Below are 21,861 nucleotides of genomic sequence, written 5' to 3'. Positions count from 1 at the left end.
GCATGTTCGCTGGAGTAGGCTGCCGTCAGCTGAGATGATCAGGAGGCCGGGCAGCTCAGTGCCCGGTCTCGGATTCGATCTACTTATTCAGCGCTGCTGACGAGACGGATGCGCGGCTCCGCCATCTCGATCAGGCTGCGATACGCCGCGAGATAGTCGAGCGCCATGCGGCGTGCGGTGAAGCGGCGTTCGAACTGCTCGCGCACGCGGGCGCGGCTCAGGCCGGACAGGCGACTGACCGCTGCGACCGCGCTAAGCTCGTCCTCGACGACGAAGCCGGTCACGCCGTCGTCGATCACCTCGGGAACCGAGCCGCGATTGTAGGCGATCACGGGCGTGCCGCAGGCCATCGATTCGATCATCACCAGGCCGAACGGCTCCGGCCAATCGATCGGCAACAGCAGGCCGAGCGCGCCGGACAGGAATTCCGGTTTCTCGTGGTCGCCGATCTCCCCGATATAGTCGACCAAGGGATTGTCCTTGATCAGGGGATGGATCAGCTGGTCGTAGTAATCCTGGTCGGCGCGGTCGACCTTGGCGGCGATCTTCAGCGGAATCCCACAGCGCATCGCGATCTTGATGGCGCGGTCGACTCCCTTTTCCGGGGCGATGCGTCCGAGCACGGCCAGATAGCTCGGCGTCACAGGCTTGGGCATCAGCAGCCGTTCGGGAAGCCCATGCAGCACGGTGCGCACCCAGTTCGCATTCGGCACCGGTCGGCGCTGCGAGTCCGAGATCGAGACGACGGGAACATCCTTGAAGACCGAAAATACCGGCTGATGCTCCGGCAGGTCGAGCCGGCCGTGCAGGGTTGTGAGGAAGGGGGTGGGTTGCCGGTGGAACAGGGAGAACGGGTAGTAATCGAGATGGAAGTGCAGGATGTCGAACTGTTCGTCGTCGCATTGCTGCCGTACGTTTTCGAGCATCACCATGTGAAGCGCGTTCGGATCCCTTACCGAGCCGTCGAGGCGCAGAGCCTTCGGCCATGTCGGAGAGAGTTTCGCCGATGTCTGCGAATCGCCGCTGGCGAACAGGGTGACGTCGTGTCCGAGGGCCACGAGCTCCTCGGTCAACCAATGAACGACCCGCTCAGTGCCGCCGTAGAGCTTCGGAGGCACAGCCTCCGTCAATGGAGCTACCTGCGCAATGCGCATCTCGTCGTCTCCTATTCGTGATCATGGATGAAGCCCCCTACCGAATGGCACCGGCACTGCCGAAGCGGGAACGTTGTCGCATGTGCGAAGTTCCCTTGCCCTGATCACTCTTTCTTCGACACAACGTGTTCCTCGGCGTCTCATTGATGCCATCCCTGATCCTCAACGCTGCTGCCGTCATTGTCGAAGGGCAGGGTTGCAGCGCGGCAGCGCAAGGAACCGGACAAACTGTTCATCGTTCAACTCGCCGCAACAGGTGTCGCAACGACGCGCTCATCTCAATGGGAAGATCATGGATCAGCTTTCAGGCTACGCGCACCGGCCCTTTCCTTTCGTGTTGCGCTATCTCATGAGGCGCCCTGCAGCGCATCTCATTATTCTGCTGTCCGTCGTCGGTGCAGTTGCCTGCTCGGTGGGCACGCAATATGGTGTGAAGTCGCTGGTCGACGCTCTCTCCTCCGGGCCGTCGCGTGACAGCAATGTCTGGACCGCGTTCGTGCTGCTGATGGCGCTGATTGCGACCGACAACATTCTCTGGCGCGTCGCGAGCTGGATCGCGAGCTCCACCTTCGTGCGCGTGACCGGAGATCTTCGGCGCGACATCTTCCGTCATCTCACTGGGCATGCGCCGAGCTATTTCGGCGATCGCCTGCCGGGAATGTTGTCGAGCCGGATCACGGCCACGTCGAACGCGGTGTTCACCGTCGAGAACATGTTCATGTGGAACGTGCTGCCGCCATGCCTCGCCACGGTCGCGGCCATCTGCCTGATCGGAACCGTGAGCGGTCCGATGGCGATCGGCCTGCTGCTGATCGCGGCCATGATGGTGGTGGCGATGTTCCGTCTGGCCGCCGCCGGCAAGCCGCTGCACGACGATTTCGCCGACAAGGCGGCGATGGTCGACGGCGAGATGGTCGACGTGATCTCGAACATGCCGCTGGTGCGCGCCTTCTGTGGCCTGCGCCACGAGCACGACCGGTTCGACGCGACCATCGACAGGGAGCTCGAGGCGCGGGGGCGCAGTCTCCGCTACCTCGAGAAGCTGCGCATTCTGCACGCCACGGTGACGATCGTGCTGACGGTCGCGCTCATGGCCTGGGCGATTTCGCTGTGGCAGCGGGGCGGGGCGACGACCGGCGACGTCGTGCTGGTCTGCACGCTCGGCCTTTGCATTCTCAACGCGACGCGCGATCTCGCGGTCGCGCTGGTCGACGTCACCCAGCATGTGGCGCGCATGAGCGAGGCGATCGCGACCCTGTTGCAGCCGCACGAGCTGCGCGATCACCCCGAGGCCGAGCCGCTGGTCAAGAGCGGCGCGGCGATCGCGTTCGACAACATCACCTTCCACTATCCGGGCGGCCACAAGCTGTTCGAGAATTTCACGCTGCGGCTGCAGCCCGGCCAGCGCGTCGGCCTGGTCGGTCAGTCCGGCGGCGGCAAGTCGAGCCTGTTCACGCTGCTGCAGCGGTTCTACGATCCGCAGGTCGGGCAGATCACGGTCGATGGCCAGGACATCGCCAAGGTCACCCAGCAGAGCCTGCGCGAGGCGATCTCGGTGGTGCCGCAGGACATCTCGCTGTTCCATCGCTCCATCCTGGAGAACATCCGCTACGGGCGTCCGAGTGCGACCGACGACGAGGTGCTGCGAGCGGCGATCGCGGCTCGCTGCGACTTCGTCGAGACGCTGCCGGAGGGGTTGCAGACGATGGTCGGCGATCGCGGCGTCAAGCTGTCGGGCGGGCAGCGCCAGCGCATCGCGATCGCGCGGGCCTTCCTCAAGGATGCGCCGATCCTGCTGCTCGACGAGGCAACAGCGGCGCTCGACAGCGAGTCCGAGGAGGCCATCCGTGAGGCGCTGAGCCGCCTGATGCGCGGCCGCACCGTCATCGCGATCGCGCATCGTCTCGCGACCTTGCGAAATTTTGACCGCGTGGTGGTGCTGAAATCGGGCAGGATCATCGAGGACGGCGCGCCCGATCGGCTGATGCAGGACGAGGGCCCTTATCGGGACCTCGTGACCCAGGAGATGAACCGGCTCGCCAAGTTCGCCGCCTGATCGTTGCGTCGGGTCGCGTCGAGAACGTGCACTCTCGGTTGTCCGGGCACTTCAATATCGCATGAGGCCAACATGTCCGCCGAAGTCGCAAGCACACTGTCGTTGGTCACCCGGACGGACGAGCCTGCCGAGCAGCCGTTCTATATTCCCATGACGGGGCCGGCGGCACGGCCGCGGCGCTCGCTCAAGCATGACGATACGTTCATCGTCCTCGACGGCCATGGCGACATCGGCGCCTCGGCCGGCGGACCGGACGGTCTCTTCAACGCCGATACGCGCTATCTCGCGCGCCTCGAATTGACGCTGGACGACGTTCAGCCCCTGCTGCTCGGCTCGAGCCTGCGTGACGACAACTCCGCGCTGACCGTCGATCTCACCAATCCCGACATCTACAGCCAGGGCCGCCTGGTGCTGCCGAAGGACATGCTGCACATCGTGCGGACGATCTTTCTCTGGCATGGCACGGCCTATCAGCGCATCGGGCTGCAGAACCATGGCGATCGCCACGCCAGCTTCGATCTCAAGCTCACGTTCGACAACGATTTTGCCGACCTGTTCGAGGTGCGGGGCTCGGTGCGGTCCCGCCGCGGGGTCGGCTCGAGCCGGCTGGTGGATCCGGGCGAGGTCGTGCTTCACTATCGTGGGCTGGACAATGTCACACGCACCACGGATGTGAGCTTCGATCCGCGTCCGACCAGTCTCACCACCAATGTCGCGACCTATCATTTCGATCTTGCGCCGCAGGAATCTGCGTCCCTGTTCGTGGCCGTGATGTGCAACGCCAAGGCCGGCGAGCGGCCGGGGCGCTTCTTTCGGAGCCTGCTCGCCCATCGGCGCGAGATGCGCCGCTGCACGCACGGCGCCACCACCATCGAGACCTCCAACGACATCCTCAACGAGGTGCTGTGCCAGGCGGCGGCCGACCTCAACATCCTGATGACCGACACGCCGGAAGGACGTTATCCCTATGCCGGCATTCCCTGGTACTCGACGACGTTCGGCCGCGACGGGCTGATTACGGCGATGCAGATGCTGTGGGTCGATCCGCGCATCGCCCGCGGCGTGCTGCGGCGGCTCGCCGTGCATCAGGCGCGCACGACCGATCCGCTGGCCGATGCCGAGCCCGGCAAGATCCTGCACGAGATGCGCGGCGGCGAGATGGCGGCGCTGCGCGAGGTGCCGTTCGCCTGCTACTACGGCAGCGTCGACTCCACCCCGCTGTTCGTGCTGCTCGCCGGCCTCTACATCGAGCGCACCGGCGACATCGACACCCTGCGCGAGCTTTGGCCGGCGATCGAGCTGGCGTTGCGCTGGATCGACGGACCCGGCGATCCCGATCGCGACGGCTTCGTCGAATATCAGCGCGCCTCCGAGCAGGGCCTCGCCAACCAGGGCTGGAAGGATTCCTACGACGCGGTGTTCCATGCCGACGGCCGCCTCGCGGAAGGTTACATCGCGCTTGCGGAGGTGCAGGGCTATGTCTTTGCCGGCAAGCAGCTGGCGGCGCGTTGCGCCCGTCGGCTCGGCAAGGCCGAGATGGCGGACCGGCTCCAGGCCGAGGCCGCCCGTCTCGCGGAACGGTTCGAGGACGCCTTCTGGTGCGAGGATCTGAACACCTATGCGCTGGCGCTCGACGGCCACAAGCAGCCGTGCCGGGTGCGGACGTCCAACGCGGGGCAGCTCCTGTTCAGCGGCATGGTGCGCGAGGACCGCGCCCGCAAGCTCGCCGCTGACCTGCTGCGGCCGCATTTCTTCTCGGGCTGGGGCATCCGCACCGTGGCCTGCGGCGAAGCGCGCTACAATCCGATGTCCTATCACGATGGATCGATCTGGCCGCATGACAACGCGCTGATTGCGCTCGGCCTGTCGCGCTATGGCCTCAAGCATGCGGTTGAGCAGGTGTTCGGCGGCCTGTTCGAAGCGGCGTCCTACATGGATCTGCGCCGGCTGCCGGAGCTGTTCTGCGGCTTCCGGCGGGAGAAGCATCGCGGCCCGACGCTCTATCCGGTGGCCTGCGCGCCGCAGGCCTGGGCCAGCGCGACGCCGTTCACCTTGCTCGAAGCGGCCCTCGGACTCGAGTTCGACGCCGAGCGCGGCCAGATCCGTCTGCGCAATCCGCGGCTGCCGCCTTTCCTCGACTGGGTTGTGCTGCGCGATCTCCGGCTCGGCAGCTCGACGATCGACCTGCGCATTCGCCGCCATGGCGAGGATATCTCGATGGAGGTGCTGCGGCGGCGCGGTCAGATCCAGGTCTCGCTGGTGCTGGCGCAATGATGACGCTGAAACACACTCTTCGCCGGGCTGCTCGCAGTTGCCTCGTCATGCTGCCGCTGCTGATCGGTCCGTATGCAGGCGATGGGCATGCGCAGCAGCCGTCGCCGACACCGACTGCCAGGGACGCAGCGGCGCCCGCGAAGGAGCCGGCACCGCCGCCCTCGGTCACGATCCTCGGCGCGCGCGATGCGCATGGCGTGCTCGGCCGCGACGTGCGCAGCTCGACCGACGAGGACATGGGCCACATCGTCGATGTCATCGTCGATCCCACCGGGACGGTGCGCGCCGCGGTGATCGATTTCGGCGGCTTCCTCGGCGTCGGCAGCCGCAAGATCGTGGTCGACTGGACCGCGCTCGACTTCAAGCACATCGCGGAGAAGAGCGACCAGGTCACGCTCGACCTTACCAAGGAGCAGGTGAAGGCCGCGCCCGAATACAAGGAGGACAAGCCCGTCGTCGTGCTCGGCGCGTCCGGCAAGCTGTCACCCTGGGATTTCGATCATTGAGTTGATGCGTGAGATTGCCGGTCCGGCCTGCGCGTGCAGCGGAACACGGTGGGGGATGTTCTGTCCCGTCAGCCTCATGAGTTGAGAATAGAAAGCCATGCCGATTGCACGGCCGTCGAGATCACCTGACCGGGAGCCCGAGCCTGACGGCGCGGCAGAGGCGGGCGCGCGTCCGGATGCCGGGCAGGATCATGGCCCGACGACTGCGAGACCTGCGCCGTCGCGGCAGAGCCTGCGCGGGCTGGACTGGTTCATCTTCTTCCTGGCCGATGTGCAGACCGGCTTCGGTCCCTTCATCGCGGTCTATCTGACGACCCAGAAATGGACGCAGGCCCAGATCGGCCTGGTGCTGTCGATCGGCGGCATCGTCGGGCTGATCGGGCAGATGCCGGGCGGCGCGATCATCGATGCGGCCAGATCGGAGCGCCGCGTCGCCGGTCTTGCCATCGCGACCATCGGCTGCTGCGCGCTCGCCTATGCCGCCTGGCCGATCTTTCCCGTGGTCGCGGGTGCCGCGACGTTCCATGCGGCGGCGAGCTGCGTGCTCGGACCGGCGATCGCGGCGATCAGCCTCGGCCTGGTCGGGCCGCGCGGCATGGCGGAGCGGCTCGGCCGCAATGCGCGGTTCGCGTCGCTCGGCAACGGCGTGGCTGCGGCCGTGATGGGCACCTGCGGCTATCTGCTGTCCAGCCGCGCCGTGTTCCTGGTCACCTTCATTCTCGCCTTTCCGACGCTGATCGCGCTGTCGCGCATCCGCGAGCGCGAGATCGACGTCGCGCGGGCGCACGGCCAGGCCGATCACGAGGACAAGGAGGTCGCGCGGCTGTCGAACCTGCTCGGCCTGCTGCGCCAGCGCGCGCTGCTCGTCTTCGCGCTCGGCGTGTTCCTGCTGCAGCTCGCCAATGCGGCGATGCTGCCGCTGATGGCCGGCGTGGTGACGACGAAATCGAGCGAGTGGGCGCCGATGCTGATCGCGTTCTGCATCGTGGTGCCGCAGGCGATCGTGGCGCTGACCTCGCCTTCGGTCGGCGCGGTCGCGCAGCAATGGGGCCGCAGGCCGCTGCTGATGCTGGGGTTTGCCGCGCTCGCGACGCGCGGCGCGCTGTTCGCGGTCGTGCACGATCCCTACGTGCTGGTGGCGGTGCAGATCTTCGACGGCGTCACGGCGGCCGTGTTCGCCGTCATGATTCCGCTGACGGTGGCCGACGTCGCCTTCGGCAGCGGACATTTCAATCTGGCTCAGGGAATCGTCGGGACGGCATCCGGGATCGGCGGATCGCTGTCCACCGTGGTCGCCGGCTTCGCCAGCGACCGCTACGGCAGCGCCACTGCATTCATGGGTCTGTCAGGCGTGGCGCTGACAGGTCTTCTCTTGATCGCGCTCTTGATGCCGGAGACCGGGCAGCGCGAGCGCAGGGCATGAACGGGCAGGGCGCGTCAGGCGTCCATGCTGCGCAGGCGCTGGCGGTTGCGCAGCACGATCTGGCGGGCACCGGAGAAGCCGAGAACGCCCTGGCTGTGCAACTGCGACAGCGCACGCGACACGGTCTCCAGGGTCAGGCCGAGATAGTCGCCGATATCGCGGCGGCACATCGGCAGCGCCATCATGCCGGCGACGGCGAGGCGGCGGTCCATCTCGAGCAGGAAGGTCGCGACGCGCTCCATCGCGGTCTTGCGGCCCAGCAGCAGCATGTGGTCCTCGGCATGGCGGAGATCGCCGGCCGTCATGGTCCAGAGCTTGCGGGCGACCGCGACGTCGACACCTGCGGCCTGTTCGAGGCTGCGGCGCTTCACCAGGCGCACGGTGGTGTCGATGATGGCTTCGGCGGCGAGACGGTGCATCGAGCCGAATTCGAGGCCGAAAACGTCACCGGGAAGATGGAAGGCGCCGATCTGGCGGCGGCCGTCGGAGAGCAGCTTGTAGCTGCGAACGGCGCCGGAGATCACCTGGTAGACGTACTCGGCCGGCTCGTCCTCGCCATAGATCTCCTCGTCCTTCTTGTAGGAGAACTCGCTGGCGATCAGCCCGGCATGACCGGTGATCTCGGCAAAGGGATTGGCGGCAGGAGAAGGGACGACAGCAGAGGGGACGGCGTGAGGGGCGTTGGTGGTGACGACCGGGTGGGTAATCGACTGATTGAGCATGACCATCTCCTTGCGGCGGATGGCGATGTGGTACATTGCGGCCCCCGTTAAGGACATTTCGGCCGTTATCTTAAGGGGGGTCCCTTACGTAGATGTACGTAGGCCGGCCGGGTCAGACGACGCGCTGGGCGGTACCGGAATGGTCGTTGGCGATCGCTTTGCGGATCCGCTTCACCAGATTGTCGTCGAGCAGCGGCTTGAGCAGGAAATCCTGGATCCCGACGGCCGCCGCGCGCGCCGCAAGCCGGTCATCGTAATGGCCGGTGATCAGCACCACCGGAGCGGTGGCCCCCTGCTGACGCAACCGTTCGGCGAGCTCGACCCCGTTGATCTCCGGCATCTTGTAGTCGACCACGAAGCAGTCGACGGACGCGTGGTCGGACGCCTTGAGCAGCGCGGTGCCGCTGCGAAACGTGCGCACGTCGAAGCCGTCGGCCTCCAGCAGAAAGCGCAGCGAGCCGAGGACATCAGCATCGTCGTCGGCCACGTAGACCGTGAGTTTTGTGTGAGCCGACATCGCACGTGCCGCGAGAATGTGATGTTGAACCGAGGCACAACATAACACTCGATTCTGTCAAGGTAGCTTGATCTAGCTCAATCCTTCAGCGCGCCTGCGCGCATCGCCAGACGCACCAGCTCGGAGAGGCTGTTCGCTCCCATCTTGGTCATCACGTTGGCCCTGTAGACCTCGATGGTGCGCGGGCTGATGTCGTATTCGCGCGCGATCAGCTTGTTGGAGAGGCCGGCCATCAGCCCATCCATCACCTGGCGCTCCCGGGGGCTCAGGCTGGCGACGCGCGCCAGGATGTCCTGCGTGACCGATTCGTTCTTCGCGGCCGGCTCGGCCTGCTGGATTGCCGTTTCGATCATGGCGACCAGTCGCTCGTCCTCGAACGGCTTCTCCAGAAAATCGATCGCGCCGAGCTTCATCGCTTCGACCGCGAGCGGCACATCGCCATGGCCGGTCATCACCAGGATCGGAAAGCTGCTGCCGGCGGCCTTCATGCGCTTGAGCAGCTCGATGCCATCGATGCCGGGCATCCGCACGTCCGAGACGACGCAGCCGAAAGGGAGCATCGGCAGTCGGCCGAGGAAGACCTCCGCGTTCTCGAACAGCGTGACGTCAAAGCCTGATGAATCGAGCAGGAAGTTCAGCGAGTCCCGCATCGCCTCGTCGTCGTCGATCACATAGACCTTGGCCTGTTCAGCCATCGTGCTCAACCTTGGTTGGGGCAGCCGGCAGGGTGAAGCGGAACGTCGCGCCGCCCGCTTCGTTGTTCTCGGCCCACATGCGCCCGCCATGGGCCTCGATGATGGACCGGCTGATCGAGAGGCCGACTCCCATTCCGGTGTCCTTGGTGGTGAAGAAGGTCTTGAAGAGGTTGGGCATGACGTCGTCGTGGAATCCCGTTCCGGTATCGGACACCGCAACCTCGATCAAGTCGTCGCTGATCTTGCGATTCGTCGCACTGAGCTCGCGGCGTGCGGAATGAGACATCGCCTCGAGCCCATTGCGGAACAGATTGACCAGGACCTGCTGAATCTGGACCCGGTCGGCGAGCACGAGATCGGCATCCGGATTGAGTTGGAAGCGCAGCTGGACGTTCTGCTCGCGGGCGCCGGAAAGGCCGAGCGCGCCGGCTTCCTCGATCAGCTTCGACAGGCTCTCGACCCGCTTCTCCGATTCGCCGCGCGAGACGAAGTCGCGCAGACGGCGGATGATCTGGCCGGCGCGAATCGCCTGCTCGGCGGCGCGCTCCATCGCGCTCTCGATCTTGGGCGTGTTCGGATCGCTGCTGCCGGCCAGCAGCCGGCGCGAGCCTTTCATGTAATTGCTGATCGCGGCGAGCGGCTGGTTCAGCTCATGGGCCAGCGCCGAGGCCATCTCGCCCATGGCGCTGAGGCGCGACACGTGGACCAGCTCCGACTGCAGTTCGCGCAGCCGTGCCTGGGTCTGCTGATGCTCGGTGAGATCATGGGCGAAGCCGGTGAAATAGGGCTTGCCGCCGGACTGCATCTCGCCGATCGACAGATGCATCGGGAACGTCGTGCCGTCGCGGCGGCGGCCGGTCACGATGCGGCCGATGCCGATGATACGGCGCTCGCGGCTGGCATGGTAGCGGGTGAGGTAGCCGGCATGGCGCGAGCGGTCCGGCTCGGGCATCAATTCGCTGACGTCGAGGCCGACCGCTTCTGCCTCGGTGAGGCCGAACATCCGCTCCGCCGCGGAGCTGAAGAACTGGATCGTGCCGCTGCCGTCGATCACGATCATCGCGTCCGGCACGGTGTCCAGGATCGAGCGGAAATGCTGCTCGCGCAGCCGCAGCGTCTCCTCCAGCCGCTTCTCCTGGTCGATGTCGAGGGCGATGCCGCGCAGATGATGCGGCGTGCCGGCCTCGTCGGGCACCACGCCGGCAAGCACGCGAATCCAGTGCCCGCCGCCGGACACCTTGAACGACATGTCGAATCCGGTGCTCCGATGGCGCGAATCCTCGATCGCCGCCTCGACCGGCGCGCGATCCTCGGGCGCGAGCAGCGCCAGGAAGGAGCCGTAGGTCACCGGCTGATCGGCCGCCACGCCGAACAGCTTCCGCGTCGTCACCGACCAGTAGAACTCGCCCGAGGCCAGATCGAGATCCCACGCGCCGAAGCCCAGCCTCCGAGCGTCCTCGGGAGCGTCCTCGGGCCTGGCGGATGCATCCGGGAAGGGGTGGGTGAAGTCGCGCAATTCGAAGCCTTTGATCGATTCGCCGTTATCCGATTCGCCGTTACCGCCGCAGCCGGGAGGCCGACCACCGCGGTATCCTATACCAGATTGCGCCGTTGCAACCCGGGCCGACTTAAACTTTGGTTCGACAATTCAAGGCTTTCTCCGATCCTGGGTCGGGTTGCAACGGTGTCCTGCCGTCCATGCTCCCGCGCCGCACCTTGATCTATCTCATCACGGCAGGCGATTTCACCTCTAAGAGTTGCATGGAAGCAATGTTTGGAGAGGCGGGATGACGTTCGCGACTGTCATGGTGAGCCTTGCGCTCAGTCAGCCGAATGAGGCCCGCCTTCGGGTCGCGGCCGACCTGGCGGCGCGCTTTGACGCAGCTGTCATCGGCGTTGCGGCCGCGGAATTCGCGCCGCCGCTGTACTTCACGACCGGCGAGCAGGCGCAGGATCTGATCGAGCAGGGTGAGGCCGCGCTGCGGAATCGACTGGCCGAGCTCGAGCAGGAGTTCCGCACCGCAGTGGGTGACCGGGCTGCGTCGTTGAGCTGGCGCAGCGCCGTGGATTTCCCCGCGCGCTACGTGCTGGCGCAGGCCCGTGCCGCCGACATTCTCGTCACCGGCGGCGTGCCACCCGGGGTGTCCGATGCGTTCGCGGTGGCCAATCCCAAGGATCTTGTCATGCAGGCCGGGCGCCCGCTGCTCGTGGTGCCGGACAACGTCAGCAGCCTCGATCTCGGGACCGTGCTGGTGGCCTGGAAGGAGACACCGGAGGCGCGCCGCGCTTTGGCCGATGCCCTGCCGCTGCTCGCCAGGGCGAGCGGCGTCGTGGTCGCCGAGATCCCGGAGAACACCTCGGAATATGACGCCTGCGAGGCGCGTCTTGCGGACGTTGTCGCATGGCTCGGCCGTCACAAGATCGTCGCATCGGCGCGCATCGCGGAACCGGGGCCGGGGCGCAACGTTGCGGCTACGCTCGACGCCGTCGCCGCCGATGTTTCGGCCGGTCTCGTCGTGGCGGGCGCCTATGGCCATTCCCGATTCCGCGAGCTCGTGCTCGGCGGGGTCACCGAGCATCTGATGACGCGCAGCGAGCGTTGCGTTCTGCTGTCGCACTGAAATTCGACCCGCTTCATTCGAGAACAGGATTGCCGCCTTGTACAGATTTCTCGAGGAAACCGCCGGCAACTACATGACGCGGAACGTCACGACCGTGACCCGGGAGACGACGATCCGCGAGCTCGGCGAGATGTTCGACCGCGACGATTTCAACACCTACCCCGTCGTCGAGAACGACGAGGTGATCGGCATCGTCACCAAGTTCGACGTGCTGAAATGCTTTGCCTTCACGCCAAATCAGATGCTGCCGCGCTATACGGACCTGATGAACCGGACGGTCGCCGACGTGATGACATCCGAGTTCATCTATGTCCGGCCGGATACGAAGCTGACGCGCGTGCTACAACTGATGGTCGAGCATCGTATCCGCAGCCTGCCCGTGACCGACGGCGACAACAGGGTCGTCGGGATCGTCGCCCGCGAGGATATCGTCAGGGCTCTGGCCGCCGCCGCCAAGGAATGATCGCGAGGACCTGATCTGAAGACCTGATCTCAGGCCTTGTGCCAACGTCTGGGAGATGAGGCCCGCACGTGTGCCGCGTGCGGGCCTCTCTGGCTCTGTGCATCGGATCATGCATCGCCGGGATCGTACTCTGCCGCGGTCCTGGTTCCCTCCGGCTGGTTCTGCAACATTCCCAGTCTTTACGGCGAGCCGGTCGCAAAGTTGATTTCGATCAATTCCACGTGTGAACGATTGTGGTTGCTGGGCTCGTGTTCTTTCAGCGAGATTCCGCATGAGCGCGTCCTCATCCACAAAATCCATGACCATCGGCGAAAGTGGCTTGTCGCTCACTTTTGCCGTCACCGCCTTCCTGTGCGTCTTCGCTGCGGCGAAGGCACTGGATACGGCCTTCGCGTTCCACGCCTCGCTCGCGGCTGCCGCCAGCGCGGCGTCCGTCTTCTTCATCCTCAACCGCTACTTCGAGCGCGGCGAGCTGCCGCCGCAGGAGATCAATGGCCGACCGAACTACAATCTCGGTCCGATCAAGCTCGGCGCGATCATGGCGATGTTCTGGGGCATTGCCGGCTTCACCGTCGGTCTCATCATTGCCTCGCAATTGGCATGGCCGGCGCTGAACTTCGATCTGCAATGGATCAGCTTCGGTCGCCTGCGCCCGCTGCACACCTCGGCGGTCATCTTCGCCTTCGGCGGCAACGTGCTGATCGCGACCTCGTTCTACGTCGTGCAGCGGACCTGTCGGACCCGTCTGGCCGGCGACCTCGCGCCGTGGTTCGTGGTGCTGGGCTACAACTTCTTCATCGTGATCGCCGGCACGGGCTATCTGCTCGGCGTTACGCAGTCGAAGGAATATGCCGAGCCGGAGTGGTACTCCGACCTGTGGCTCACCATCGTCTGGGTGGTCTATCTTCTGGTGTTCCTGGTGACGGTCATCAAGCGCAAGGAGCCGCACATCTACGTGGCGAACTGGTTCTACCTTGCCTTCATCGTCACGATCGCGATGCTGCATCTCGGCAACAATCCGTCGCTGCCGGTGTCGCTGTTCGGCTCCAAGTCCTACATCGCCTGGGGCGGCATACAGGATGCGATGTTCCAGTGGTGGTACGGCCACAACGCGGTCGGCTTCTTCCTGACCGCCGGCTTCCTCGCCATCATGTACTACTTCATCCCGAAGCGGGCGGAGCGTCCGGTCTATTCCTACCGGCTGTCGATCATCCACTTCTGGGCGCTGATCTTCCTCTATATCTGGGCCGGCCCGCACCACCTGCACTACACGGCGCTGCCGGACTGGACGCAGACCCTCGGCATGACCTTCTCGATCATGCTGTGGATGCCCTCCTGGGGCGGCATGATCAACGGCCTGATGACGCTGTCGGGCGCATGGGACAAGCTGCGGACTGACCCCGTGCTGCGCATGCTGGTCGTGTCGGTCGCCTTCTACGGCATGTCGACCTTCGAAGGTCCGATGATGTCGATCAAGGTTGTCAACTCGCTCAGCCACTACACCGACTGGACCATCGGTCACGTGCACTCCGGTGCGCTCGGCTGGGTCGGCTTCGTGTCCTTCGGCGCATTGTACTGCATGGTGCCGTGGATCTGGAACCGCAAGGGTCTCTACAGCCTCAAGCTCGTGAACTGGCACTTCTGGACGGCCACGCTCGGCATCGTGCTCTACATCTCCGCGATGTGGGTCTCGGGCATCCTGCAGGGTCTGATGTGGCGGTCCTACACGGCGCTCGGCTTCCTCGAGTACTCGTTCATCGAGACTGTCGAGGCGATGCATCCCTTCTACATCATCCGCGCAGCCGGCGGTGCACTGTTCGTCATCGGCTCGCTGATCATGGCCTACAATCTCTGGATGACGGTCCGTGTCGGTGAGGAAGAAGTTCAGTCGCCCGTCGCCCTTCAGCCGGCGGAGTGAGGTAACCAATCATGTCTTTCTGGCAACGACACCAAGTCTTCGAGAAGAACTCGATCATCCTGGTCATCGGCATCCTGCTGGTGGTCGCGATCGGCGGCCTCGTCGAGATCACTCCGCTCTTCTACCTGAAGAGCACGATCGAGGCGGTCGACGGCATCAGGCCCTACACGCCGCTCGAGCTGGCCGGCCGCAACATCTATGTCCGCGAGGGGTGCTATCTCTGCCACTCGCAGATGATCCGTCCGCTGCGCGACGAAGTGGAGCGTTACGGCCACTTCTCGCTCGCCGCGGAGAGCATGTACGACCACCCGTTCCAGTGGGGTTCCAAGCGCACGGGGCCAGACCTCGCCCGCGTCGGCAACAAGTACTCCGACGACTGGCATGTCACCCATCTGACCAACCCGCGCGCCATCGTTCCGCAGTCGATCATGCCCGGCTATCCCTTCCTGAAGGAGACCGAGCTCGACGCGGACAACATCGCCGACCATCTGAAGACGCTGCGGATGGTTGGGGTGCCCTACACCGACGACCAGATCGCCAACGCCGCCGCCGACCTCAAGGCGCAGGTCGATCCGGACGGTGCCGGCGCGGAGGCGCTGGTCAAGCGCTATCCGAAGGCGGTGGTGCGCAACTTCGACGGCAAGGCGGGTGCGCCGACTGAAATGGATGCGCTGGTGGCCTACTTGCAGATGCTCGGCACGCTGGTGGACTTCAAGATCTACAACGAAAAAGCCAATCTGCGCTGAGATCGAGAGGCGAGCATCATGAAGCCCATCATTGCAGTGGAAAACATCGCGTCGTCACTCGTGACGACGCTGTGGACCCCGATCTTCGTCGCGATTTTCCTCGCGATCGTGACCTATGCCCTCTGGCCTCGCAACAAGGCCGCTTTCGACGAGGCGGCGAGCATGCCGTTGCGGGAGGAGTAATTCATCATGGCTGACCACAACGAAGTTGACAGCGTCACGGGCACGGCCACGACCGGCCACGTCTGGGACGGCATCAAGGAGCTCAACACCCCGCTGCCGCGGTGGTGGGTGATCACCTTCTACATCACCATCGTCTGGGCGATCGGCTACTGGATCGTGTATCCGGCCTGGCCGCTGATCTCCAGCAACACGCAAGGCATGTTCGGCTACTCGTCCCGTGCGGACGTGGCGGTCGAGCTTGCCAATCTCGAGAAGATCCGCGGCGCCAAGATGGCCGCGCTCGCGACGGCCTCGCTCGCCGACATCGAGAAGGATCCGGCGATGCTTGCCCTGGCGCGTGCCAAGGGCAAGACCGTGTTCGGCGACAACTGCGCCGCCTGCCACGGTACCGGCGCGGCCGGTGCGAAGGGCTTCCCGAACCTGAACGACGACGACTGGCTGTGGGGCGGCTCGCTGGAGCAGATCCAGCAGACCCTGCTGTACGGCGTGCGCTCGGGGCACCCGAAGACCCGCGAGGGCCAGATGCTCGCCTTCGGCAAGGACGGTGTCCTGAAGCCGGCGGAAATCATCACGGTCGCCAACTACGTCCGCGAGCTGGCGGGCCTGCCGACCCGGCCGGGCTATGACGCCAAGGCCGGCGCCAAGATCTTCGCCGAGAACTGCGCGGCCTGCCATGGCGACAACGCCAAGGGCAATCCGGAGCTCGGCGCGCCGAACCTCACGGACAAGATCTGGCTGTACGGCTCCGACGAGGCGACCTTGATCGAGACCATCACCAACGGTCGCGCCGGTGTCATGCCGGCCTGGGAGGGCCGTCTCGACCCGACCACGATCAAGGCGATGGCGGTCTATGTCCACTCGCTGGGCGGCGGAAAGTAACGGAAATCCAACGGAACTTTCCCTTCAATTGAGCTGGATCAACTGAGCGGCCGGAGGTGGACATACCTTCGGCCGCAACTGCGAGAAGACCCCAGCCATGATCCGCCAGCCATGAACCAGACGGTAAAACCGGACGACCTGCAGCCCCAAGATCTGCAACAGGTGGACGATTACGGTCCGCTCTATGCTGCGCACAAGAAGGTCTATCCGCAGAGCGTCTCGGGCACTTTCCGCCGGATCAAATGGGGCCTGATGGGCTTCTGTCTCGGCGTCTATTATTTCCTGCCGTTCGTGCGCTGGAATCGCGGCCTCGGCGCGCCCGACCAGGCGGTGCTGATCGACTTCCCGAACCACCGCTTCTATTTCTTCTTCATCGAGCTGTGGCCGCAGGAGGTGTACTACTTCACCGGCCTCCTGATCATCGCCGCCATCGGCCTGTTCCTGATGAACGCGATCGGCGGCCGCATCTGGTGCGGCTATCTGTGCCCGCAGACAGTGTGGACCGACCTGTTCTATGCCGTCGAGCGCCTGATCGAGGGCGACCGCCGGGAGCGCATGAAGAAGGATGCCTCCGGCGACCCGATGAAGCTGGAGCGGATTTCGGAGCTCGTGCTCAAGCATTCGATCTGGCTGATGATCGCGTGGTGGACCGGCGGCGCCTGGGTGCTGTATTTCAGCGATGCGCCAACGCTCGTGAAGGATCTCGTCACCTTCCAGGGGCCGATGCTCGCCTATGTCTGGATCGCGATCCTGACCGCGACGACCTACACGCTCGCCGGCTTCATGCGCGAGCAGGTCTGCGTTTATATGTGCCCGTGGCCGCGCATCCAGGCGGCGCTGACCGACGAATGGGCGCTCAACGTCACCTACCGCTATGACCGCGGCGAGAGCCGCATGTCGGTCAAGAAGGCCGCCGAATTGCGCGCGCTCGGCCAGCCTGCCGGCGACTGCATCGATTGCAAGCAATGCGTGGCGGTGTGCCCGACCGGCATCGACATCCGCGACGGCGCCCAGATGGACTGCATCCAGTGCGGCCTCTGCATCGACGCCTGCGATACCGTCATGACCAAGATCGGCCGCCCGACGCGGCTGATCGGCTATGACAACGACATCAACATTCATCGCCGACAGGAAGGCAAGCCGCCGATCTACAAGCTCGTGCGCCCGCGGACCATTGTCTATGCCGCGATCATCGCCGTGGTCGGCGGTGCCATGGTCTACAAGCTCGCGACCCGGTCGCTGCTCGAGGTCAACGTGCTGCACGATCGCAACCCGATCGCGATCAAGCTGTCCGACGGCTCGATCCGCAATGCCTATACGGTGCGCGTCCTTAACAAGCACGGCTTCGATCGCGTCATCGCCATCGACATCGAAGGGCCGGCCAACGCCGCCGTCCACGTCGTCGGCGCCGATTCCGTGACCCCGGACCGGCCGATGATCGTGATCGGACGCGACCAGACCGAGGAGCTGCGCCTGCTGGTGACCGCGCCCGAAGAGAGCAATCCCGAGAAGTCGATTCCGGTGAAGTTCCATGTGACGGATATCGGTCTCGGCGTCGTCGCCTCCGCCACCGACAATTTCGTCAGCCCGTAGAGCAAGGGAGCCCGTCAATGGCCAGCCGTTCCAATCCTTCCTTCCAGCTGACCGGAGGCATGGTGCTCGCGATGCTTCTCGCCTTCTTCGGGACGGTGATCGGCGTCAACGTCTACATGATGACGGCGGCGATCTCGACCCTGCCAGGCACCGAGGTCGACAGCGCCTACAGCGCCAGCCTCGGCTACGAGAACGAGATCGCGGCGGCGCGCGCCCAGGAGGCGCGGCGCTGGCAGGTCGAGGCGCATATCGAGCGCGGCGCAGGCGGCGCGGCGGTGGTGCAGGTCAACGCACGCGATGCGAGCGGCAATCCGCTGTCTGGCCTGACCTTCCAGGGCCGGCTCGAGCGTCCGGCCGACAAGCGCGCCGACCAGGAGGTCGCGCTGGCCGAGATCGGTGGCGGCATCTATCGAGGCACCGCGGAGGCGATCGCGCCGGGCCAGTGGGACCTCGTGCTCGAAGGCGATTCCAGCGGCCGCCGCCTGTTCCTGTCGAAGAACCGCGTGCTGCTGAACTGAAGGACGTCCGATCATGCATGTGACGCGTGACTTCTCCCATTACGTCAAGGATCTCGGCGCCGGCCTGAAGCACATCGACCTCGCGGTCGAGGGTGTCAGCTGCGCCGGCTGCATGGCCAAGATCGAGCGCGGCCTCTCCGCGCTGCCCGACGTGACGCTTGCGCGCGTCAATCTCACCGACCGCCGCGTCGCGCTGGAATGGAAGCAGGGCACCCTCGATCCAGCCAGGTTCATCGACCGCCTCGCCGAGCTCGGCTACAAGGCCTATCCGTTCGAGAAGGCGAGCGCCGAGGCCACCGAGGCCGAGGAATCGCGCTTCCTGCTGCGCTGCCTCGGCGTCGCCGCGTTCGCGACCATGAACGTGATGATGCTGTCGATCCCGGTGTGGTCGGGCAACGGCAGCGACATGCTGCCCGAGCAGCGCGACTTCTTCCACTGGCTGTCGGCCGTGATCGCGCTGCCGGCCGCGGCCTATGCCGGCCAGCCGTTTTTCCGCTCGGCGTGGCGCGCCTTGAAGACCGGCAACGTCAACATGGATGTGCCGATCTGCATCGGCGTGATCCTGGCCTTGGGCATGTCGATCGTCGAGACGTTTCATCACGCCGAGCACGCCTATTTCGACGCCGCGATCATGCTGCTGACCTTTCTGCTGGTCGGCCGCTATCTCGACCAGAGCATGCGGCGGAGGACCCGCGCGGTCGCCGGCAATCTCGCCGCGCTGAAGGCGGAGACCGCGACCAAGTTCATCGGTCCCGACGAGATTTCGGAGGTGCCGGTCGCCGCCGTCCGCGCCGGCGATCTGGTGCTGCTGCGGCCCGGCGAGCGCTGCGCCGTCGACGGTGTCGTGGTCGAGGGCCGCTCCGAGATCGACCAGAGCCTGATCACCGGCGAGACGCTGTACGTACCGGCCGAGCAGGGGACCGCCGTCTATGCCGGTTCGCTCAACATTTCCGGCACACTGCGTGTCCGGGTTTCCGCCGCCGCCGAGGGCACCTTGCTCGCCGAGATCACGCGCCTGCTCGACAACGCGCTGCAGGCGCGCTCGCGCTACATGCGCCTCGCCGACCGCGCCTCGCGGCTCTATGCGCCGGTCGTGCACGCGACGGCGGCGCTCACCGTGCTCGGCTGGGTGCTGATGGGCGCGAGCTGGCACGATGCCATCGTCACCGGCATCGCGGTGCTGATCATCACCTGTCCCTGCGCCCTCGGGCTTGCGATTCCCACCGTGCAGACGGTGGCGTCGGGCGCGATGTTCAAGTCCGGCGTGCTGCTCAATGCGGGCGATGCGATCGAGCGCCTCGCCGAGGCCGATCACGTCATCTTCGACAAGACCGGCACCTTGACGCTGCCGGAGCTCGAGGTCGTCAACGCCGCCGACATTCCTGCAGATGTGTTCGCGCTGGCCGGCCAGCTCGCGCTGTCGAGCCATCATCCGGTGGCCGCGGCGGTGGCCCAGGCCGCCAATGCGCGGTCGCCTCTGATGGGCGCGGTCGAGGAGCCGGGCCAGGGTGTCCGCGCCGTCGTCGACGGCGTCGAGATCAGGCTGGGACGTCCGGCCTTCTGTGGCGCCGAGGCGCTGGTTGCGCAGACCAAGGGCGTCGATCCCGAGGCCTCGGTGGTGGCCTTCAGCCGCGGCGATAGCAGGTACCTGTTCTCGGTGCGCCAGGGCCTGCGCCCTGACGCCGCCAAGATCGTCGCCGGCCTGCAGCGGCGCGGCATCAAGGTCGAGATCCTCTCGGGCGATCGCGAGGCGGCGGTGGCCGCGGCCGCCAAGGCGCTCGGCATCAGCGCGTGGCGCGCGGGCGTCACGCCGGCCGACAAGATCGCTGTTATCGAGGAGCTGAAGCGCGCGGGCGTCAAGGTCATGATGGTCGGCGACGGCATGAACGACGCGCCGTCGCTCGCCGCCGCGCACGTCTCGATGTCGCCGATCTCGGCCGCGCATCTGAGCCAGGCCACCGCCGATCTTGTCTTCCTCGGTCGTCCCCTGGCGCCGGTGCTGGCCGCGATCGACTACGCGCGCAAGGCGCTGCATCTGATGCGGCAGAATCTATGGCTCGCAGTCGGCTACAACGTCCTGGCGGTGCCGCTTGCGATCAGCGGCGTCGTCACCCCGCTGATCGCGGCAGCCGCGATGTCCGGCTCCTCGATCATCGTCATGCTGAATGCGCTACGTGCCCGCAAGGTGGCCGGGGAGGCCGCGTCATGGAAGTGATGATCATTCTCGTCCCGCTCGCTCTGGCGCTCGGCCTGGCCGGCCTGGTCGGCTTTCTCTGGTCGCTGAAGAGCGGCCAGTATGAGGATCTCGAAGGGGCGGCCTGGCGCGCCATCGCCGACGACGATGAGCAGGCCCCGCCGTCTCAGTCCGAGCCGGCGCCGAGCCGGTCCTGAGCGTCCGGCGGCGTCAACCAGCGCGCCAGGTATCCCGCGATCCCCAGCGCGCCGGCGATGCCTGCGACGCAGGCCGTCCAGCCGAACCGGTCGAACAACTGGCCGAGCACGGCCGTGCCGACGATGCCGCCGGCGAAATAGCTGGCGAGGTAGAGCCCGCTGGCGACGCCCTGGTCGTGGGCGGCGGCCTTTCCGACGAAGCCTGTGGTCACGGCCTGCGCGAAGAACGTGCCCGCGCCGACCAGCACCATTCCGGCCAGCACCGCCCCGAGCCGTGACGACAGCATCAGGACCAGGCCGAGGCCTGCGGTCGCGAGTGCGCCCCAGATCGCGCCCTGTGTGCCAATCCTTGCGACCATCCGGCCCGCCAGCAGCGTGGTGGCGATCGACGGCAGGAAGACGAAATACACCAGTCCGACCTCCATCATGCCGAGCGACAGCGGCGGCCGCACCAGCACGAAGTTCACGAAGGTGAAGGCGCCGATGAAGGCGAACAGGACGCAGAAGCCGACGCCGAAGGCCGCGCGCGGGCGGCGGTCGCGCAGGTGATCGGCGATGGCCCCGCCGCGCAGCCGCATCGCTCCCTCCGCACGCATGGCCGTGCCTCCGACCGCGAATGCGGCGAGCAGGGCGCCGCAGACATTGAGCGCGGCGAAGACGTAGAAGGTCGGCTTGAGGCCGAGGGCCCCGGTCAGACCGGCCGAGAGCAGCCGCCCCACCAGATTGCTGGCGACGTTGCCGGTGATATAGGCCGCGAAGGCGCTGCCGGCTTCGCCGGCGCTGCACTGCTCGCCGAGATAGGCCAGGGTGAGGGCGAACGCCGAGGCCATGCACAGGCCCTGCAGGATGCGCAAGCCTGCGAAGATGGAGAGGTCCGGCGCGCTGCCGAGCAGTGCGGTGAAGCCGGCGAGCAGGGCAAGGCTGGCAACGATGCCGATCCGGCGATCGATCAGCGGGCTGAGCAGGCCGACGACAAGGCTTGCGATCGCCATTCCCAGCGTGCAGGCGTTGACGGCAAGCCCCATCTCGGCCGCGCTGACCTGATAGTAGCGCGTGAGGACCGGCAGCATCGCCTGCGCCGCGAACAGATCGACGAGGCTGAAAAGGGCGAGCAGGCCGACCAGGACCGCGCGCCGCGCCGCCGTTCGTGCATTCGCATGGTGGGCTCCAATCGGCAATCGTGCGGACAGATCCGTCATGGT

The 21,861-nt window shown here is 65.8% G+C and carries 20 protein-coding genes; 14 read left to right on the top strand and 6 right to left on the bottom strand.

The features are described from left to right. Nucleotides 1–83 precede the first annotated feature (83 nt). Complete coding sequence (locus tag ACQR10_RS31410; protein WP_316218359.1) at nucleotides 84–1,154, bottom strand: glycosyltransferase family 4 protein; 1,071 nt, start codon at nucleotides 1,152–1,154, stop codon at nucleotides 84–86. Nucleotides 1,155–1,446: 292 nt separating this feature from the next. Between ACQR10_RS31410 and ACQR10_RS31405 the strand changes: the two genes are divergently transcribed. From ACQR10_RS31405 to ACQR10_RS31390, 4 genes are all read left to right on the top strand, one after another. Then, on the top strand, nucleotides 1,447–3,210 hold the full coding sequence (locus ACQR10_RS31405; RefSeq protein WP_316218360.1) for an ABC transporter ATP-binding protein: 1,764 nt from the start codon (nucleotides 1,447–1,449) through the stop codon (nucleotides 3,208–3,210). 72 nt (nucleotides 3,211–3,282) lie between these two features. Further along, a complete protein-coding gene (locus ACQR10_RS31400) occupies nucleotides 3,283–5,484 on the top strand; it encodes an amylo-alpha-1,6-glucosidase (RefSeq protein WP_316218361.1) in 2,202 nt (733 codons plus the stop codon). A gap of 47 nt (nucleotides 5,485–5,531) precedes the next feature. Beyond that, nucleotides 5,532–5,990 (top strand): PRC-barrel domain-containing protein, encoded by a 459-nt coding sequence (locus tag ACQR10_RS31395; RefSeq protein ID WP_316218388.1) that lies wholly within the window; start codon nucleotides 5,532–5,534, stop codon nucleotides 5,988–5,990. Between the two features lie 97 nt (nucleotides 5,991–6,087). Continuing rightward, a complete protein-coding gene (locus ACQR10_RS31390) occupies nucleotides 6,088–7,413 on the top strand; it encodes an MFS transporter (protein WP_316218362.1) in 1,326 nt (441 codons plus the stop codon). A gap of 14 nt (nucleotides 7,414–7,427) precedes the next feature. On the opposite strand, the gene ACQR10_RS31385 is transcribed toward ACQR10_RS31390, so the two are convergent. The 4 genes from ACQR10_RS31385 to fixL all read right to left on the bottom strand — a co-directional run bounded on the left by ACQR10_RS31385 (nucleotide 7,428) and on the right by fixL (nucleotide 10,863). Further along, nucleotides 7,428–8,135 (bottom strand): helix-turn-helix domain-containing protein, encoded by a 708-nt coding sequence (locus tag ACQR10_RS31385; protein WP_315802551.1) that lies wholly within the window; start codon nucleotides 8,133–8,135, stop codon nucleotides 7,428–7,430. 112 nt (nucleotides 8,136–8,247) lie between these two features. Then, the gene (locus ACQR10_RS31380) at nucleotides 8,248–8,652 is read right to left on the bottom strand and encodes a response regulator (protein ID WP_316218363.1); all 405 of its coding nucleotides are present in this window, start codon (nucleotides 8,650–8,652) and stop codon (nucleotides 8,248–8,250) included. Nucleotides 8,653–8,729: 77 nt separating this feature from the next. Continuing rightward, a complete protein-coding gene (fixJ, locus tag ACQR10_RS31375; protein WP_315802492.1) occupies nucleotides 8,730–9,347 on the bottom strand; it encodes a response regulator FixJ in 618 nt (205 codons plus the stop codon). Beyond that, the gene (fixL, locus tag ACQR10_RS31370; protein WP_409997920.1) at nucleotides 9,340–10,863 is read right to left on the bottom strand and encodes a sensor protein FixL; all 1,524 of its coding nucleotides are present in this window, start codon (nucleotides 10,861–10,863) and stop codon (nucleotides 9,340–9,342) included. The genes fixJ and fixL overlap by 8 nt, the downstream gene beginning before the upstream one ends. 271 nt (nucleotides 10,864–11,134) lie before the next feature. Here fixL and ACQR10_RS31365 point away from each other — a divergent pair, with 271 nt between their 5' ends. The 10 genes from ACQR10_RS31365 to ccoS all read left to right on the top strand — a co-directional run bounded on the left by ACQR10_RS31365 (nucleotide 11,135) and on the right by ccoS (nucleotide 20,659). Next, nucleotides 11,135–11,968 (top strand): universal stress protein, encoded by an 834-nt coding sequence (locus tag ACQR10_RS31365; protein WP_315802493.1) that lies wholly within the window; start codon nucleotides 11,135–11,137, stop codon nucleotides 11,966–11,968. Between the two features lie 37 nt (nucleotides 11,969–12,005). Next, complete coding sequence (locus ACQR10_RS31360) at nucleotides 12,006–12,431, top strand: CBS domain-containing protein (protein WP_315802494.1); 426 nt, start codon at nucleotides 12,006–12,008, stop codon at nucleotides 12,429–12,431. 271 nt (nucleotides 12,432–12,702) lie between these two features. Next, nucleotides 12,703–14,349 (top strand): cytochrome-c oxidase, cbb3-type subunit I, encoded by a 1,647-nt coding sequence (ccoN, locus tag ACQR10_RS31355; protein ID WP_315802495.1) that lies wholly within the window; start codon nucleotides 12,703–12,705, stop codon nucleotides 14,347–14,349. 11 nt (nucleotides 14,350–14,360) lie between these two features. After that, the gene (gene ccoO, locus ACQR10_RS31350; protein ID WP_316218365.1) at nucleotides 14,361–15,095 is read left to right on the top strand and encodes a cytochrome-c oxidase, cbb3-type subunit II; all 735 of its coding nucleotides are present in this window, start codon (nucleotides 14,361–14,363) and stop codon (nucleotides 15,093–15,095) included. Nucleotides 15,096–15,113: 18 nt separating this feature from the next. Continuing rightward, on the top strand, nucleotides 15,114–15,278 hold the full coding sequence (locus tag ACQR10_RS31345; protein ID WP_315802497.1) for a cbb3-type cytochrome oxidase subunit 3: 165 nt from the start codon (nucleotides 15,114–15,116) through the stop codon (nucleotides 15,276–15,278). Nucleotides 15,279–15,284: 6 nt separating this feature from the next. Then, nucleotides 15,285–16,157, top strand: coding sequence for a cytochrome-c oxidase, cbb3-type subunit III (gene ccoP / locus ACQR10_RS31340; RefSeq protein WP_315802498.1), 873 nt, complete (start codon nucleotides 15,285–15,287; stop codon nucleotides 16,155–16,157). A 111-nt stretch (nucleotides 16,158–16,268) separates the two neighbouring features. Next, nucleotides 16,269–17,750 (top strand): cytochrome c oxidase accessory protein CcoG, encoded by a 1,482-nt coding sequence (ccoG, locus tag ACQR10_RS31335; protein WP_316183543.1) that lies wholly within the window; start codon nucleotides 16,269–16,271, stop codon nucleotides 17,748–17,750. A 17-nt stretch (nucleotides 17,751–17,767) separates the two neighbouring features. Next, nucleotides 17,768–18,268 (top strand): FixH family protein, encoded by a 501-nt coding sequence (locus ACQR10_RS31330; protein ID WP_316218366.1) that lies wholly within the window; start codon nucleotides 17,768–17,770, stop codon nucleotides 18,266–18,268. A gap of 13 nt (nucleotides 18,269–18,281) precedes the next feature. Continuing rightward, the gene (locus tag ACQR10_RS31325; protein ID WP_316218367.1) at nucleotides 18,282–20,483 is read left to right on the top strand and encodes a cation-translocating P-type ATPase; all 2,202 of its coding nucleotides are present in this window, start codon (nucleotides 18,282–18,284) and stop codon (nucleotides 20,481–20,483) included. Continuing rightward, nucleotides 20,474–20,659, top strand: coding sequence for a cbb3-type cytochrome oxidase assembly protein CcoS (gene ccoS, locus ACQR10_RS31320; RefSeq protein ID WP_316218368.1), 186 nt, complete (start codon nucleotides 20,474–20,476; stop codon nucleotides 20,657–20,659). Before ACQR10_RS31325 ends, ccoS begins: the two co-directional genes overlap by 10 nt. On the opposite strand, the gene ACQR10_RS31315 is transcribed toward ccoS, so the two are convergent. Continuing rightward, the gene (locus ACQR10_RS31315) at nucleotides 20,629–21,858 is read right to left on the bottom strand and encodes an MFS transporter (protein ID WP_316218369.1); all 1,230 of its coding nucleotides are present in this window, start codon (nucleotides 21,856–21,858) and stop codon (nucleotides 20,629–20,631) included. The two genes, ccoS and ACQR10_RS31315, sit on opposite strands and share 31 nt — an antisense overlap. Between the last annotated feature and the right edge of the window lie 3 nt (nucleotides 21,859–21,861).

It is taken from the genome of Bradyrhizobium sp. HKCCYLRH2060 (assembly GCF_051168135.1).
Taxonomy (GTDB): Bacteria; Pseudomonadota; Alphaproteobacteria; order Rhizobiales; family Xanthobacteraceae; genus Bradyrhizobium.
Note: the sequence above shows the minus strand (reverse complement) of the source record. Positions and strands in the feature narration are given on the sequence as shown.

Coding starts and splice junctions, on each gene's coding strand:
- ACQR10_RS31330 (WP_316218366.1), top strand. CDS start 17,768: ATGGCCAGCCGTTCCAATCCTTCCTTCCAGCTGACCGGAGGCATGGTG.
- ACQR10_RS31365 (WP_315802493.1), top strand. CDS start 11,135: ATGACGTTCGCGACTGTCATGGTGAGCCTTGCGCTCAGTCAGCCGAAT.
- ccoO (WP_316218365.1), top strand. CDS start 14,361: ATGTCTTTCTGGCAACGACACCAAGTCTTCGAGAAGAACTCGATCATC.
- ccoP (WP_315802498.1), top strand. CDS start 15,285: ATGGCTGACCACAACGAAGTTGACAGCGTCACGGGCACGGCCACGACC.
- ccoG (WP_316183543.1), top strand. CDS start 16,269: ATGAACCAGACGGTAAAACCGGACGACCTGCAGCCCCAAGATCTGCAA.
- ACQR10_RS31325 (WP_316218367.1), top strand. CDS start 18,282: ATGCATGTGACGCGTGACTTCTCCCATTACGTCAAGGATCTCGGCGCC.
- ACQR10_RS31400 (WP_316218361.1), top strand. CDS start 3,283: ATGTCCGCCGAAGTCGCAAGCACACTGTCGTTGGTCACCCGGACGGAC.
- ccoN (WP_315802495.1), top strand. CDS start 12,703: ATGAGCGCGTCCTCATCCACAAAATCCATGACCATCGGCGAAAGTGGC.
- ACQR10_RS31390 (WP_316218362.1), top strand. CDS start 6,088: ATGCCGATTGCACGGCCGTCGAGATCACCTGACCGGGAGCCCGAGCCT.
- ccoS (WP_316218368.1), top strand. CDS start 20,474: ATGGAAGTGATGATCATTCTCGTCCCGCTCGCTCTGGCGCTCGGCCTG.
- ACQR10_RS31385 (WP_315802551.1), bottom strand. CDS start 8,135: ATGCTCAATCAGTCGATTACCCACCCGGTCGTCACCACCAACGCCCCT.
- ACQR10_RS31315 (WP_316218369.1), bottom strand. CDS start 21,858: ATGACGGATCTGTCCGCACGATTGCCGATTGGAGCCCACCATGCGAAT.
- ACQR10_RS31345 (WP_315802497.1), top strand. CDS start 15,114: ATGAAGCCCATCATTGCAGTGGAAAACATCGCGTCGTCACTCGTGACG.
- fixJ (WP_315802492.1), bottom strand. CDS start 9,347: ATGGCTGAACAGGCCAAGGTCTATGTGATCGACGACGACGAGGCGATG.
- ACQR10_RS31395 (WP_316218388.1), top strand. CDS start 5,532: ATGCTGCCGCTGCTGATCGGTCCGTATGCAGGCGATGGGCATGCGCAG.
- ACQR10_RS31380 (WP_316218363.1), bottom strand. CDS start 8,652: ATGTCGGCTCACACAAAACTCACGGTCTACGTGGCCGACGACGATGCT.
- ACQR10_RS31410 (WP_316218359.1), bottom strand. CDS start 1,154: ATGCGCATTGCGCAGGTAGCTCCATTGACGGAGGCTGTGCCTCCGAAG.
- ACQR10_RS31405 (WP_316218360.1), top strand. CDS start 1,447: ATGGATCAGCTTTCAGGCTACGCGCACCGGCCCTTTCCTTTCGTGTTG.